The organism is Lentzea sp. NPDC102401 (assembly GCF_044765805.1).
In the GTDB taxonomy this organism is placed as follows: domain Bacteria; phylum Actinomycetota; class Actinomycetes; order Mycobacteriales; family Pseudonocardiaceae; genus Lentzea; species Lentzea sokolovensis.
In genome coordinates this window covers 210,743-225,614 of sequence record NZ_JBIWKS010000003.1, presented here as the reverse complement: position 1 = coordinate 225,614, position 14,872 = coordinate 210,743, and the positions used below count along the sequence as shown (strand labels likewise).

The following is a 14,872-nucleotide window of genomic DNA, read 5'->3' as shown; positions in this document are numbered from 1 at the left end:
CCCAGACCGTCCGAGAGAACGAGAGAACGATGTCCCTGAACGACCGTCTTCGTGGTGTCTTCGTGGACGCCCTCCAGCTCGACGACTCGGTTGACGTCGAGAACCTGAAGTACCGCGACATCGATGAGTGGGACTCGGTCGGCCACATGGCGCTCGTCGCCGCCATCGAGGACGAGTTCGACGTCGAGTTCGAGACCGAGCAGGTCATCGACATGAGCAGCTTCAAGGTCGCCGTCGACATGCTGAAGGGCCTCGGCGCGGGTGAGTGATTTCGCCGGCAAGGTAGCGGTCGTCACCGGCGGCACGCGTGGCATCGGCTTCGCCACCGCCGCGGCGCTGGCCGAGGCGGGCGCGACCGTCGTCATCACCGGCCGCGATCGCGAGACGACCGAGAAGCGTGCCGCCGAGCTGGGCGAACGCGTCCACGGCAGGGCGCTCGACGTCGCCGACTCCGCCGCGATCAAGGACGTCTTCAAGGCGATCTCGAAGGAGCACGGGCGCATCGACGTGCTCGTGGCCAGCGCGGGTGTGCTGGAGGGCGGCCTCATCGGCATGCTCACCGACGACCACGTGAACCGGACGCTGACCACGAACGTCGCCGGCACGATCAACTCCGTGCAGGCGGCGGCGCGGGCCATGATGCGCAAGCGCACCGGCTCGATCGTGCTGATCGGCTCGATCGTCGGCGAGCGCGGCAACGCCGGTCAGATGGTCTACGCGGCGTCCAAGGCGGCGCTGGTCGCGGCCGCGAAGTCCGCGGCGAAGGAACTCGGCAGGCACGGGATCAGGGTCAACGCGGTCGCGCCCGGCGTGATCCAGACCGACCTGATCTCGGAGCAGTCCGACGAGGTGCTGGAGCGGGTGAAGGGCGACACCGCCCTCGGCCGGCTCGGCACCGCGGAAGAAGTGGCCAAGGTGATCCGATTCCTGAGCAGTGACGACGCCTCGTTCGTCACCGGTCAGGTGCTCGGGATCGACGGAGGTTTGGTGCTGTGACGCTGCTGCACGCTCAGGCCCGCCTGCGTGACGCCGCGACCGGTGAGCTGCTCGGCGGTGCCGAGCTCGCCGGACGCGTGTCCGAGGCGGCGAAGGAACTCGCCGATCTGCCGTCCGGGGTGCTGTTCCTCCGGGTCGGCCTGGACCTGACGAGCGTGCTGCGGTACCTGGGTGCGTTCGAGGCGGGCCGCGCCGTCGCGCTGCTCGACCCGGCGCAGGACCGCGAGGTGCTCGACGGGCTCGTGTCCCGCTTCCGCCCCGCGGCCGTGCTGGGCATCGACGACGAACCCGCGCCGGGGTACTCCCAGGACTGGGTGCGCGAGGACGCGGACGGCGTCGCCCCGCACCCCGACCTGGCCGTGATGCTGCCGACCAGCGGCTCCACGGGGAACCCGAAGTTCGTGCGGCTGTCCCGCTCGGCGATCCTCGCGAACGCCGACGCGATCGCCGAGGTGCTCGGCATCGACGAGGACGAGGTCGCGCCGACCAGCCTGCCGCTGCACTACAGCTACGGCATGTCCGTGCTCAACAGCCACCTGCGCAAGGGCGCGACGGTGCTGCTGGAGGGTTCCGGCGTCGTGGCACGGCCGTTCTGGGACGCGGTCACGCAGTACGGCGTGACGTCGCTCGCAGGTGTCCCGTACCACTACGAGATGCTGCGCCGGCTGCGGTTCGACCCGGCCAAGTACCCCACGCTGCGCACTCTGACGCAGGCGGGCGGCAAGCTCCGCACCGACCTGGTCACCGAGTTCAACGACAAGATGCGCGCCGCCGGCGGGCAGATGTTCGTGATGTACGGCCAGACCGAGGCCGCGCCCCGGATGGCCACCGTGCCGGCCGACCGGCTCACCGAGAAGCTCGGCTCCGCGGGTCCCGCGCTACCCGGCGGCACGTTCGCGATCCGCGACGAGGCAGGGAACGAAATCACCGAGCCCGGTGTTGCCGGTGAGGTGGTGTACCGCGGGCCGAACGTGATGATGGGCTACGCCGAGTCCGAAGCCGAGCTCGCTCTCGGCGACGAGACCGGCGGCGTGCTCGTCACCGGCGACCTCGGTTACCTCGACGCCGACGGGTACCTCTACATCACCGGCCGGCTCAAGCGAATCGGCAAGGTGTTCGGCAACCGGGTCAACCTGGACGACCTGGAGCAGATCGTGAAGGGCTTCGGCGCAGCCGCCGCCGTGCCCGCGGGCGACAAGGTCGTCGTCTTCCTCGACAGGGCCGAGAAGGACACCTGCAAGCAGGCCGCGAAGTTGCTGTCCGAGACGCTGCACCTGCACGTCACGGGCTTCGACGTGCGTCCGGCCGAGGGTTTCCCGCAACTGCCCAGCGGCAAGATCGACTACCGGTCACTGGAGGCACAGGTATGAGCGTCTTCGGACGCAGTCAGGCCGAGCGCGAGACCGCGCTGCTGGCCGAACTGACCGAGCTGACCGAGCACCACCGCGCGAACTCCGAGCAGTACGACCGAATTCTGTCGTCGCTCGGCATCAAGTCAGGTGAGAAGTTCGGGTCGCTGAACGACCTGCCGTGGCTGCCGGTGCGCATGTTCAAGACGCACGAGCTCAAGTCCATTCCGGACTCCGAGGTCTTCAAGGTGCTCACGTCGTCCGGCACGACCGGCGGTGGCGCGTCCCGGATCTACCTCGACAAGGACGCCGCGGGGGTGCAGACCCGCCAGCTCGGCGCGACGCTGCAGGAAGTCCTCGGCGGCAAGCGGCTGCCGATGCTGATGGTCGACACGATCAGCATCATCAAGAACCGCCGCTCGTTCTCCGCTCGCGGCGCCGGCGTGCTGGGCATGGCGACGTTCGGCCGCAGCCACGTCTACGCGCTGGACGAGAACGACCAGCCGGACGTCGAGGCGGTCAAGGAGTTCCTCGCCAAGCACGGCTCCGAGCCGTTCCTGATCTTCGGCTTCACCTTCATGGTGTGGCAGTACCTCTACGAGGTCGCGCGTGAGCACGAGTTGGACCTGTCGAACGGCATCCTCATCCACTCCGGTGGCTGGAAGAAGCTCATCGACATCGCGGTCGACAACGCGGAGTTCCGCAAGCGCTTCGCCGAGGACACCGGCCTGACCCAGATCTACAACTACTACGGGATGATCGAGCAGATCGGCACGGTCTTCCTGGAGGGTCGCTCCGGGAACTCGTTGTACTGCCCGGACTTCGCGGACGTCATCATCCGCAACCCGGAGACCTGGGAGGAGCAGCCCGTCGGCGTTCCCGGTGTCATCGAGGTCATCTCGACGCTGCCCCGCAGCTACCCGGGCCACGTGCTGCTGACCGAGGACCTCGGTGTGGTGCACGGCATCGACGACGGCGACTGGCCTGGCAAGCGGTTCTCCGTGCTCGGCAGGCTCCCGCGGGCCGAGGCCCGCGGCTGTTCGGACACCTTCTCTGGAGCTGTGGCCTCATGAAGCGCCGTTTCCCGGCAGGATCTGACGTCTCCTCGGTCGACGAGCTCCTCGCGAGCATCTCCGGCGAGCCCACCGACGGCCGGCTGAAGGTCGGCGACGAGCGGATCGTCGACTTCCTGGTGAAGTTCGCGCGCAAGCTGCTCGCCCCGCAGATGGCCCGCCGCTACCCGGAACTCGCGTCGCTCGGCTTCTTCCTGCGCCGCGGCGAGATCAACAAGGTGCTGCGCCAGCTGGAGACTCCGGAAGGCGTGCTGCGTTTCGGCCGCGGCCTCGTCTTCCACATCCCGCCCGCCAACGTCGACACGATCTTCGTGTACTCGTGGGCGCTGTCCGCGCTGGCAGGCAACAGCAACGTCGTGCGCATCTCGCCGCGTTCGGCCGGTGCGGCGGAAGCTGTCGTCGAGGCGCTGAACGACGCGCTGAAGGACGCTCACCCGGCCGTCGCGCAGACCCAGGTCATGGTCACCTACGACCGCGACGACAAGGTGACCGCCGCGCTGTCCGCGGCGTGCGACCTGCGCGTCATCTGGGGCGGCGACCGTGCCGTCAACGAGGTGCGCAAGATGCCGCTCGCGCCGCACGCGCGCGACGTCACGTTCCCCGACCGCGCCTCGTTCGCCCTGATCTCCGTCGACGGCTGGGTTTCCGCCACGCCGGAGAAGAAGCGCGAAGTGGCCGTGGGTTTCTACAACGACTCCTACTGGTTCGACCAGGCCGCCTGCTCGTCGCCGCGCGCCCTGTTCTGGGTCGGTGACGAGGTCGCGGGCCAGCAGGCGCGGACCGAGTTCCGTGCCGAGCTGACCAAGGTGCTCGAAGCCAAGAACCACGTCGTCGAACCGGCGATGGCGGTGCAGAAGCGCGTCTCCGCCTACGGTGTCGCGGCGGACGGCCACGCGAAGTCGATCTCCTTCGACGGCAACGCGGTCGCCACCCTGGAGCTGACGGCGGCGGCGGACGTGCCGCGCGAGTGGCTGGGCGCGGGCACCTTCCCGTTCGCCACGCTGCCGATGCTGTCCGCGCTGGTGCCCATGGTGCAGCGCAAGGACCAGACTCTGTCGGTGTTCGGCTTCTCGCAGGAGGAGCTGGAGGCGCTGGCGCACGAACTGGCCGGGCGCGGCATCGACCGCATCGTGCCGTTCGGCAACGCGCTGACGTTCTCCGACCACTGGGACGGCTTCAACCTGCCCGCGGAGTTCACCCGCCTGGTGACCGTCCAAAGCTGACAGTCCACACACGACAAGCGGCCGGCACCCCCAGCGCCGGCCGCTTGTCGTCGTTCTCACTTGCTGAGATAGGACCAGGTCTTGCGGAACGCGTCAGTGGCGGTGTTCTGCCAGGTGGTCATGATCGAGCCGTCGGTGAAGCGGGCGTAGGCGGCCTTGGTGCCGTTGGCCTGCCTGCTGATGACGGGGTCGGTGCTGAGGTTGCCGCCGATGTCGTCGACGCCGGTGAAGGCGCCGCCCGAGGTGTACTGCCAGGCGGTGATCAGGTGGCCGTCGGCGCGGCGGGCGAACACCTGGATGGCGTCGTTGGAGACCTGGACGGCGGGTGCGCCGAGGACCTGTCCGAAGTCGCCGCGGACCAGGTCGGAGTTGCTGAACGCGCTACCGGGGGTGGTCTGCCACTTGTGCCACAGTTGGCCGTCCGTGCCGCGGATGAACACGACCTGCGTGTTGTCCGACTTGGTGATCACCACAGGGTCACCGGCGAACGCTCCGCCGAGGTCGGCGATGGTGAACCCGCCGCCGGGCTCGGTCTGCCACGCGTTGATCAGGTGGTTGTCGGAGCGGACGGCGAAGACGGTCAGCCTTCCCGCGGCGTCGACCAGGACGGACGGCTTGCCGATGATCGTGCCGAAGTCGTTGCGGACCAGAGCGGAGGCGCTGAACACACCACCCGGGGTGGTCTGCCACTTGTGCCACAGTTGGCCGTCCTTGCCGCGGATGAACACGACCTTCGTGTTGTCCGACTTGGTGATCACGACCGGATCGCCGGAGAAGTCACCGCCGAGGTCGGCACCGCGGTCGATGGCACCGTCCGGGCCGTCCTGCCACAGGTGGATCAGGTGGCCGTCGTCGCGGCGGGTGAAGACGTTCATCTGACCGAGGTGGTCCAGGTGCGCGGACGGCGTGCCGACCGCGTTGGTGGGCAGGTTCGTCCAGCCGCTCCAGTTGGAGCCAGCGGCCGACTGCCACGAGGTGACGAGCTTGCCGGTGTTGGTGTCGCGGGCGAAGGCCTGCACCGCCCCGTTGCCCTCCACCACCACGGACGGGGCCTCGTTCCCCGTCACGACGTCGTCGACGATGTTGTCGTAGCGGATCGGCGTGAAGCGGGCGGCGAACTCGGCCGACCAGACGGTGCGGTGCGCGTAGACCGGATCTCCGCCGTGGTTCAGCATGATCGGCTGCGTCCGCGCCGCGTCCGCCCATCCCGCGAAGATCGCGACGTGCTCGTCGTACTTGTTCAGCGCGTCACCGGGCTTGAGCTCGGAGCGCGGGATGACGTGAGAGACCTGGTCGAGGGTGTAGGTGGTGTGCGAGAAGCTGAGTCCCCACGCCATGGACGTCATCCCCGAGCAGTCCATCCGGTACTCGCCGTGCTGGTTGCCGTAGCAGCCGCCCTGGTTGTAGGTGACCCCCGCGTCGATCCACGACTGGGCTCTGCTGATCACCTCGCTGCGCGTCATCGGTTTGTTCGTCCCGTACGTGCTGCAGGCCAGAAGGATCTGCAGGTCGCTGCTCTGCTCAGCCGCGGTGGCCGGCGCCTGTGCCCCCAGGATCGCCGCGAAGATCGCTGTGGTCGCCACCACGGTGGTTCGGACGTTCATCTCGTAGCCCCCATCGAGTTCGTTCCGCTGGACTCTCCGTCCGGCAGGACAAACGATCCGGGCTAGGACTGCAAGCCATCTGCAAGCCATCTGCAACCCGTCTGGAGGCGACTGCAGAGGCTCCGCACATCACTTCCGGATCAGATCGGCGACGTGTTTCGCGATCTCCAGCGCACCCGTGGCGGCGGGGGACGGCGCGTTCAGGACGTGGATCTGGCGCGGTGCGGACTCGATGAGGAAGTCGTCGACCAGCGAGCCGTCCGGCAACATGGCCTGCGCTCGCACGCCCGCCTCCGCGCGCACCAGGTCGGCCTCACCGACGGCGGGCACGAGCCGGGCGAGGCTGGCTGCGAAACGCTTGCGGGACAACGACCTCAGCACCTCGTCGACACCGGTCCTCGCGAACCGGCGGGCCAGCCTCCAGGTACCGGGGAAGCGGGCGACCTCGGCCACGTCGGCGAGGGAGATGTCACGCCACCGGTAGCCCTCGCGGCGCAACGCCAGTACGGCGTTGGGGCCCGCGTGCACGCTGCCGTCGATCATCCGGGTGAGGTGGACGCCGAGGAACGGCAGCGAGGGGTCGGGGACCGGGTAGATCAGGCCGCGCACCAGGTGCCTGCGTTCGGGGCGCAGCTCGTAGTACTCGCCGCGGAACGGGACGATCGTCGCGGCCGGCCGGAGTCCGGCCAGCCGGGCGACGCGGTCGCTGTGCAGGCCCGCGCAGTTGACCAGGGCGTCGCCGCCGACCACTCCCTGCGGGGTCGCCACCTCGACCCGGCGGCCGCGGGTGCGGATGGCCAGGGCGGGTGAGTGCAGACGCAGGTCGTGGCCGTCGAGGTCGCGGACGAGCGACGCGCAGACCGCGGGGAAGTCGACGATGCCGGTGCTCTCGACGCGCAACGCGGCGACGCAGGAGACCTCGGGCTCGTACTCGCGCGCCTCGGCCGCGGTGATCAGCTTGGCCGGTACTCCGTTCGCCTCCGCGCGCGAGGCGAGAGCGTGCAGGCGGGGGAGCTCCTCGGCGCTGGTGGCCACGACGAGCTTGCCGCAGATGTCGAAGGGGATGCCGTTGTCCTCGGCGTACCGGGCCATGGACGCGTTGCCCGCCACCGACATGCGGGCCTTCAGCGAACCGGGCTTGTAGTACAGACCGGCGTGCAGCACACCGCTGTTGTGGCCGGTCTGGTGCCCGGCCCAGCCGCCCTCCTTCTCGAGGACGGTGACCGCGTCGCCGCGCAGCGTCAGCTCACGGGCGACCGAGAGCCCCACGATCCCGCCCCCGACAACGATCACCTGACGCACTCGGCACGCTCCCTGTTCTCCGGCGGTCGCCTGAGAATAGCCAGGTGAGCACCGCGGACAAGACGATGCGCACGTGCCGGCGAGGCACGCGCGCATCGCGCGGGATCAGCGGCCGTGCGTCTTGCGGTGCAGCTTGCGGATCTTGAACAGGCCGATGCCCATCGAGTAGGCGTCGTGGAACACGCGGATCGTGCTTCCGGCGCCGGTGTGGATGCGGCGCAGCTTCACCGGCACCTCGACGGGGTGGTTGCCCTCGAGTTCGGCCAGGTAGACCAGCTCCGTCGTGAGCAGGAAGCCCGGCGCGGTGAGCTTGCCGACCACACCGCGCGCCCACGTGCCGTCGAGCACGAAGGTGCCCTGCGGGTCGCGGGTCTTCATGCCGAGGATCACCCAGCGCAGGACGAGGAAGCCGTTGCTCAGCACCGCGCGCAGCAGTGTGCGGTCCATGTCCGACTTCGGGTGGGCCTTGGAACCGATGATGACCTTGTGCTTGTTCAGGCCGATCTTCTGCGCCTCGTCGAGGTCGTCGAAACCGAACGGCAGATCGTCCGCGCTCAGCACGACCGACGAGCCGCGCGAGGAGCCGATGCCCTTCTTGAGCGCGTGGCCGAGGCCCTTCTCCGAGTGCAGCACGCGCAGATCGACGCCGTCGAACTGCCAGTCGCGCTCCAGCTTGGCGAGCAGTTCCGGCGAACCGTCGGTCGACCCGTTCTCCACCACGAGGATTTCGGAGTGGGTCCCCTGAAGCCGGTCACCCAGCTCCTTGAGCGTGGCCTCGATCGCGTCCGAGCTGTTGTACGCGGGGATGACATAGCTGAGCTCGAGCCGATCGGTGGGCTCTGGTGTTCCCACGTTTTCTCCCTGGCAGACTGTGTCCGGGCGGTCTTACACGACCGTAACGGCGAGCAACTTTAACGTGACCCCAGAATGCCGATTGGCTCGGGCATGCCCGGAGCGGTGCCGCACCTGAAAGGATCTTGATTGTGACTCTCACGGAACCCAGAGCCGCTGATCATCCCGGGTCTGCCGACCCGGGAGAGGGCGTGCGGCCGGGGACGCGGAGTCGCTGGTCAGGTGTTCTCACCGTCACGGGGATCGTCGCATTCGTGGCGATCGTCGCCCAACTGCCGCTGATCCGCAACCGGATCTTCTACTACTGGGACGACTCGGCCGCCGCGTTCCTCCCGCACTGGTACCGCATCGGTGAGCTGCTGCGCCAGGGCGACTGGCCCACGCTGATGCCCGAGAGCTGGATGGGCGGCAACTACGCCAGCGAGGCCATGCTCGGCCTGTGGAACCCGGTGTCGCTGGGCAACTACGTGATCGTCTCGCTGCTGCCGGACGTCGCCGTGGCCGCGACGTTCGTGAAGACCGAGTTCCTCATCCTGCTCGCCGTCGGCGTGTACCTGCTGGCCAGGGAGTACGGCGCCAACCGCGGTGCCGCCGCCGTCGTCGCGACCGCCCTGCCGTTCTCCGGCTACACGCTCTTCTTCGACGCCTCGGCCTGGGTCGCCGGCCTGATGGCGTTCGCCTGGCTGCCGTGGGTCTGGTGGGCCGCCCGCCGCTTCGCGACCGGCAAGTCGAACCCGATCTGGCTGCTCGTCTTCGGCTACCTCGCGATGACCGTCGGCAACCCCTACGGCGCGCTCGGTGTCGTCTTCATCCTGCTCGGCGTCGCGCTCGAGCTCGCCGTGCGCAAGAACTGGCGCAAGCTCGGCCACCTGGTCGTCACCGGCGGCCTCGTCGGCGCCTCGTCGCTGGTCGTGTTCTTCCCGCTGCTCGGCAGCGCCGCCGTCACCTGGCGCACCGACAACTCGATCCGCAACGACGGCTTCCTGGTGCCGAACCTCGCCGACCTGCTCGGCATGAGCGCCCCCACGTTCCAGGCGCAGTTCAACACCTGGACCGGCAGCTGGATCAGCTTCCCGATCACCTACCTGGCGTGGTTCGTGGTGCCGCTGGTGCCGTGGCTCGCCTGGTCGGTGCTGCGCGACCGCTGGCGCGACTACCTCGGCCTCTACGTGTTCGCGGGCATCTACCTGCTGCTGCTCATCGGCCCGTCGAACCTGTGGCTGTTCCGCTGGCCCGCGCGCCTGCTCGAGTACGTCTACCTGCCGCTGTCGGTGGTCGTCGCGCTGCTGCTGACCAAGGGCTTCCAGACGTCGGCGTGGCGGGTCCGCGCGGTGCTGACCGGCGTCCTCGTCGGTCTCGGCTTCTACCTGTCCGTGGCCTCGACGCCGATGGCGTGGCGCTGGCACGGGCTGGCGGCGGTCGTGGTGCTGGTGCTGCTGGGCGCCGTGCTCTACGCGGCCCGCTCCAGGCCCAGGCTGGTCGCGCTGGTGCTCACCTTCGGCACGGCCGCCACGCTGGGGCTGCAGGTCGCGCACTACCGGGGCAACCTGAACGTCAACCCGTGGAACTTCCCGCACAACGTGGCGGAGATGAAGAAGAACTTCGACGACCGCTACCAGGGCAACACCCTGCTGGTGGCGGACCTCGGGGCGCTCGAGAAGAACGCCGGCGGGGTCTCGCCGGAGACGTCGTGGAAGTACGCGCTGTTCGGCTCCCAGTGGGAGATCGCGGGCGTCGACGCGCTCAACTCCTACACCGGGCTCGGGTACTCCGCGTTCTCCGAGACGTTCTGCATGAACTACTTCGGCGGCACCTGCCCCGCCGCCTACAACGCGCTGTGGAAGAACGCCGGATCGTTCTCCACGCCGCTGGCCGACGCCGTCCGGCTGCAGACCGTCGTGGTCGCGAACGGGTACGTCGAGGAGAACGGGCCTGATCGCGTCCCCGCCGGGTGGTCGGTGCAGGAGCGCAACTCGGTGGTCACGGTGCTGAAGCGCGACGCGCCCTTGCCGTTCGCGGGGTCGCGGTTGTCGTACGCGTCACCGGGCTTGCAGGTGGTCTCCGCGGCCTCCACCGGGCTCGAGGGCGAGCGGGTCACCTACCGCGGGTCCGGCAAGGCGCTGTTCGCCGCGCTCGCGTGGCCGGGGTGGACGGCCACTGTGGACGGCAAGGACGTGAAGGTGGAGCAGGGTCCCGCCGGGTTGATCCAGCTCGACCTCCCCGCCTCGTCGGGTGAGTCCACCGTGGACCTCGCCTTCTCGCCACCGGGGCTCGGATTCGGCTGGAAGTTGCTGGTCGGTGCCCTGGCGCTGGGGTTGCTGCACGCTCTGTACCTGGCCGTCACCAGTCGGCGCAGGTCCCGGGTGTCCACTTCGGACTGATTGCGGGGAAACACCGCGGGCCGGTCACTGACCGGCCCGCGGTGTTTCCCGTTCGGATCAGTTGCTGAGCAGGTAGGACCAGGTGCGGTTGAAGGGATCGCCCGGCTTGGGCTGCCAGGTGGTGATGATCGAGCCGTCGGTGGAGCGTGCGAAGACCGCCTTGGCTCCGCCGGACGTCATGCCGACCGCGGGGTCGCTGGTGAGGTTGCCGCCGATGTCGTCGAAGCCCTGGTAGACGCCGCCGCTGGTGCTGCTCTGCCAGGCGCTGGCGAGGTGTCCGTCGGCGCGGCGTGCGAAGACCTGGACGAAGCCGTCGGGGTTGATCACTGCCGAGGGTGCGCCGGTGATCTGGCCGAAGCCGGGGTTGACGAGTGCGGAGGCCGGGAAGACGCCGCCCTTCTCGTTCTGCCACTTGACCCAGAGCTTGCCGTCGGTGCCGCGGACGAAGACGACGAACTTGCCGTCGGCGGTGCGGACCGCCGCGGGGTCGCCCGTGAAGTCACCGCCGAGGTCCCACTGCACCCAGGCCGCGGTCTTGCTCGGCTGGGCGGCCATGATCAGGTGACCGTCCGCGCGCACCGTGAACACGGTGAACAGGTTGTTCTCGTCGACGAGGACGGACGGCCTGCCGGTGACGACGCCCAGATCGGGGTGTACGAGCGCGGACGGCTGGAACTCGCCGTCCGGGGTGTTCTGCCACTTGTGCCAGAGCTGGCCATCCGTGCCGCGGAGGAACACGACCTTGTTCCCGTTGGGCTGCTTGACCGCGACGGGGTCACCGGCGAAGTCGCCGCCGAGGTCCCACCAGGTCTTGATCTCACCGTCGGGGCCGTCCTGGGCCATCTGGACGAGGTGTCCGTCGCCGCGGCGGGAGAACGTGATCATCTGACCCTGGTGGTCGAGCAACGCCGAGGGGGTGCCGACCATGGGGACGTTCAGCGGGGTGTGCCAGCCGGCCCAGTTCTGGCCGGGTCCCTGCTGCCAGTTCGTGGCGAGCAGACCGGTGTTGCGGTCGCGGTTGAAGACCTGCATCGCACCGTTGGCCTCGACCACCACCGAAGCCGACTCGTTCGTGCGCACCAGCGCCTCGGCGATGATCGCGGCGTCGTTGGCCTGGGGCTGGTAGCGCTCGGGGAACCCGGACCGCTGTACCGCCTGGGCCACGTCGCCGACCGGCCTGGTCTGCCAGTTCGGCACGTTCGTGACCATGTAGTCGAGGAACTTGTTCGTCGCGTACACGGGGTCGAGGCACTGTTCCCTGGTGCCCCAGCCCATGCTGGGGCGCTGCTGGAACAGGCCGATCGAATCCCGGTCACCGCCGTCGAGGTTGGCGTTGCTGGTTTCGACGATCGTGGTGGCGAGCGCGATCGTGGCGGCTCGCAGCGGCAGTCCCCGCGCAATGGTCGCCTGCACGACGGCTCGGGCACATGAGGTGTTGTAGGCCGTCATGCTTCCGCGCATCTTGGCGGTCAGCAGGGCGTTGAGCGCGGTGGCCTGTGCGGCGTCCTCCGCGGTCGGGCCGCCGGCGACGCAGGGCATCGCCGGGAACTCGGCCATGACCTGCTGCGGTGACAGGTCGCTCGGCGCCGCTGATGCCGTTCCCGTACCGACCAGCAGTGCGGCCAGCGCCGCCGTGACGTGCGTGGCGAACTTCTTGCTCATAACCCTTGTCCCCCAAGAATTTTGTGGCTGGAAGAACCAATGGTGCGAAGTGTTGTGTCCGCGCCTCTAGAACCGCTGCAAGAGTGTCTGCAGCGCATTTGCAGGCGAATGCAGCGCAAATGTGAAACCCGGAAATTCGCTGTCCTGCGTAATACGAGACCAGGTGTGTGCGATGGGAGGGTGTGAAGATCGGTCGGGGCGTGCCGCGCAGAACCGTTGTCGTGGCCGTGGTTGTTGCGCTGGTTGCTGCCCTGGTGGTCACGTCGTCGGACAGGGCGGACGACCACCAGCCGACCGACTCGCCGTCCGCGCGCGCCGCGATCACCCGTCTGCTCGGCGGTGACGAACGGCGTGCCGCGCAGTTCGAGCTCCAACGCCTCCCGGCACGACCGGGCCTCGCGGACTCGTTCGGCATCGGCGGTGAGGACGGACGCGTGGTGTTGTCCGGTTCGAGCGACGTCGCACTCGTCTCCGGGTTCGGGTGGTGGCTGAAGTACGTGGCCGGCGGGCACCTGTCGACCAACGGCGACAGGATCGCGTTGCCGGAGACGTTGCCCGCTCCCGAGAAGCCCATCAACAGGCGCACCACTCTCACCGACCGGTACGCCTACAACTTCACGGTTTTCGGCTACACGATGCCGTACTGGACGTGGGCCGAGTGGGAGCGCGAGATCGACTACCTCGCGGCGAGCGGCGTGAACCGCGCACTGGTGCTCGTCGGCCAGGAAGCCGTCTGGTACGACACGTTCCAGTCGTTCGGACTGTCCGAGTCCGAGGTGCGGGCGTGGATCGCGCAGCCATCGCTGCAGCCGTGGCAGTGGTATGGCTCGGTATCCGGCTACGACCCCAACGGCGGTGTGCACGCGGGCCCGGTGAGCCAGGACCTGATCGAACGACGCGCCGCGTTGGGCAGGCGGATCGCGGACCGCATGCGCGACCTCGGCATCTCGCCGGTGTTCCCGGCGTTCTCCGGCCACGTGCCGGACAAGGTGTTCGCCGAGCGCAACCCGGACGCGCACGTGATCCCGCAGGGCGGCTACTCCGGCCATCCCCGGCCGTACTGGCTCGACCCCACCGATGCCCTGTACGGAAAGGTCGCAGCCCGGTTCTACGAGACGCAGAGTGCCCGGTTCGGTGACACCACGCACTACTCGAACGACCTCCTGCACGAGGGTGGCGAGTTGGGCGGCGTCGACCTCGGCGACGCGGGCCGCGCGGTGCAGGACGCCCTGACGGCCGCGCACCGCGACGCCGTCTGGGTGCTTCAGGCGTGGCAGGACAACCCGATGCGTGAGCTGATCGAGGCGATCGACCGCAGACGGGTGCTGGTGCTCGACCTCGACGCCGACGACGGTCCGGGGTGGAAGCGCAAGGACGAGTTCTGGGGCGCGCCGTGGGCATGGGGGACGATCCAGAACTTCGGCGGGAGGCTCGGGACGTTCGGCAACCTGCTCGAACCCGGACGGACGTTGCCGGAGGTCCGCAAGGCGGGTCCCGAGGTGCGCGGAGACCTGGTCGGCACCGCGATGGTCATGGAGGGCACGCACCTGAACCCGGTGGTGCAGGACCTGTTCGGCGAGATGGTGTGGCGCGACGACCCGGTGGACCTGGACTCGTGGATCACCGACTACGCGAAGCGCCGTTACGGTGTCGACGACCCCAACCTGCGCGAGGCGTGGAAGACGTTGCTGAACACCGCGTATTCGTTCCGCGCCACCAACCACGAGAGCGGCGAGGGCCCTCACGAGAGCCCGTTCGTCGCGCTGCCGTCGTTGACCATGACGTCCGCGTCGAACTGGGGTCCCAAGGTGCCCCGCTACCCGGCCGAGAAGTTCGAGCCCGCTCTGCGCCAGCTCCTGCAGGCACCCGCGTCGGTGCGGCAGCTGGAGACCTACAAGTACGACCTGGTCGACGTCGCACGACAGGTGCTCGCCGACCGCGGGCGCGCCAAGCTCGTCGAGATCGCCGAGGCGTACGACGCGAAGGACCTCGCCGTGCTGGACACCACGACCGACGAGTTCCTGGCCTACATGACGCGTACCGACGAACTGCTCGGTACCCAGCGCGACTGGTTGCTCGGCACGTGGCTGAGCTCGGCGCGTGCACAGGGGAGCACCGACGCCGAGAAGGCGGCGCTGGAACGCGACGCGCGCGGCATCATCACCATCTGGTCCGAGCAGGCGTGCGGGGTGCTGCGCGACTACGCCAACCGCGACTGGGAGGGCCTCATGGGCGGCTACTACCAGCCCAGGTGGCAGCGCTACTTCGCCGAGCTCGCCGGCACCGTGGATGCCGGAAAGCCGCCCACCATCGACTGGTGCGCGTACGGGCGGGAGTTCACGGCGCAGACGAACGAGTACACCACCGCACCCCTCGGCTCGACCTACGAGGTGGCGACGCGCATCGCCGAGGAGCTCGGTCTCTAGCGGT

General features: G+C 68.8%; 11 protein-coding genes. 7 read left to right on the top strand and 4 right to left on the bottom strand.

Translation table 11 applies throughout. From position 1 onward, the window contains the following. Positions 1 to 29: 29 nt before the first annotated feature. Genes ACIRG5_RS11660 through ACIRG5_RS11640 form a run of 5 tightly spaced genes read left to right on the top strand, consistent with a single transcriptional unit; the run spans position 30 to position 4,641 of the window. The gene (locus ACIRG5_RS11660; RefSeq protein ID WP_319976228.1) at positions 30 to 269 is read left to right on the top strand and encodes an acyl carrier protein; all 240 of its coding nucleotides are present in this window, start codon (positions 30 to 32) and stop codon (positions 267 to 269) included. After that, the gene (locus ACIRG5_RS11655; protein WP_402903675.1) at positions 262 to 996 is read left to right on the top strand and encodes an SDR family NAD(P)-dependent oxidoreductase; all 735 of its coding nucleotides are present in this window, start codon (positions 262 to 264) and stop codon (positions 994 to 996) included. The genes ACIRG5_RS11660 and ACIRG5_RS11655 overlap by 8 nt, the downstream gene beginning before the upstream one ends. Next, positions 993 to 2,366 (top strand): AMP-binding protein, encoded by a 1,374-nt coding sequence (locus ACIRG5_RS11650; protein WP_402903672.1) that lies wholly within the window; start codon positions 993 to 995, stop codon positions 2,364 to 2,366. The genes ACIRG5_RS11655 and ACIRG5_RS11650 overlap by 4 nt, the downstream gene beginning before the upstream one ends. Then, positions 2,363 to 3,418 (top strand): acyl-protein synthetase, encoded by a 1,056-nt coding sequence (locus ACIRG5_RS11645; RefSeq protein WP_402903669.1) that lies wholly within the window; start codon positions 2,363 to 2,365, stop codon positions 3,416 to 3,418. Before ACIRG5_RS11650 ends, ACIRG5_RS11645 begins: the two co-directional genes overlap by 4 nt. Then, the gene (locus tag ACIRG5_RS11640) at positions 3,415 to 4,641 is read left to right on the top strand and encodes an acyl-CoA reductase (RefSeq protein WP_402903666.1); all 1,227 of its coding nucleotides are present in this window, start codon (positions 3,415 to 3,417) and stop codon (positions 4,639 to 4,641) included. The genes ACIRG5_RS11645 and ACIRG5_RS11640 overlap by 4 nt, the downstream gene beginning before the upstream one ends. A 56-nt stretch (positions 4,642 to 4,697) precedes the next feature. Here ACIRG5_RS11640 and ACIRG5_RS11635 read toward each other — a convergent pair whose 3' ends face one another. The 3 genes from ACIRG5_RS11635 to ACIRG5_RS11625 all read right to left on the bottom strand — a co-directional run bounded on the left by ACIRG5_RS11635 (position 4,698) and on the right by ACIRG5_RS11625 (position 8,399). Next, complete coding sequence (locus ACIRG5_RS11635) at positions 4,698 to 6,245, bottom strand: hypothetical protein (RefSeq protein WP_402903663.1); 1,548 nt, start codon at positions 6,243 to 6,245, stop codon at positions 4,698 to 4,700. A gap of 129 nt (positions 6,246 to 6,374) precedes the next feature. Next, positions 6,375 to 7,547 (bottom strand): L-2-hydroxyglutarate oxidase, encoded by a 1,173-nt coding sequence (lhgO, locus tag ACIRG5_RS11630; protein ID WP_402903660.1) that lies wholly within the window; start codon positions 7,545 to 7,547, stop codon positions 6,375 to 6,377. Positions 7,548 to 7,652: 105 nt separating this feature from the next. Continuing rightward, positions 7,653 to 8,399, bottom strand: a complete 747-nt coding sequence (locus ACIRG5_RS11625; protein ID WP_402903657.1) for a glycosyltransferase — start codon at positions 8,397 to 8,399, stop codon at positions 7,653 to 7,655. 254 nt (positions 8,400 to 8,653) lie between these two features. On the opposite strand from ACIRG5_RS11625, the gene ACIRG5_RS11620 reads away from it, so the two are divergent. After that, a complete protein-coding gene (locus ACIRG5_RS11620; protein ID WP_402903655.1) occupies positions 8,654 to 10,780 on the top strand; it encodes a hypothetical protein in 2,127 nt (708 codons plus the stop codon). 57 nt (positions 10,781 to 10,837) lie between these two features. On the opposite strand, the gene ACIRG5_RS11615 is transcribed toward ACIRG5_RS11620, so the two are convergent. After that, positions 10,838 to 12,442 carry a hypothetical protein gene (locus ACIRG5_RS11615; RefSeq protein ID WP_402903652.1) on the bottom strand — a complete coding sequence of 535 codons (1,605 nt, stop codon included), beginning with the start codon at positions 12,440 to 12,442 and terminating at the stop codon, positions 10,838 to 10,840. Between the two features lie 221 nt (positions 12,443 to 12,663). Here ACIRG5_RS11615 and ACIRG5_RS11610 point away from each other — a divergent pair, with 221 nt between their 5' ends. Further along, complete coding sequence (locus tag ACIRG5_RS11610) at positions 12,664 to 14,868, top strand: alpha-N-acetylglucosaminidase (protein WP_402903649.1); 2,205 nt, start codon at positions 12,664 to 12,666, stop codon at positions 14,866 to 14,868. Positions 14,869 to 14,872 lie beyond the last annotated feature (4 nt).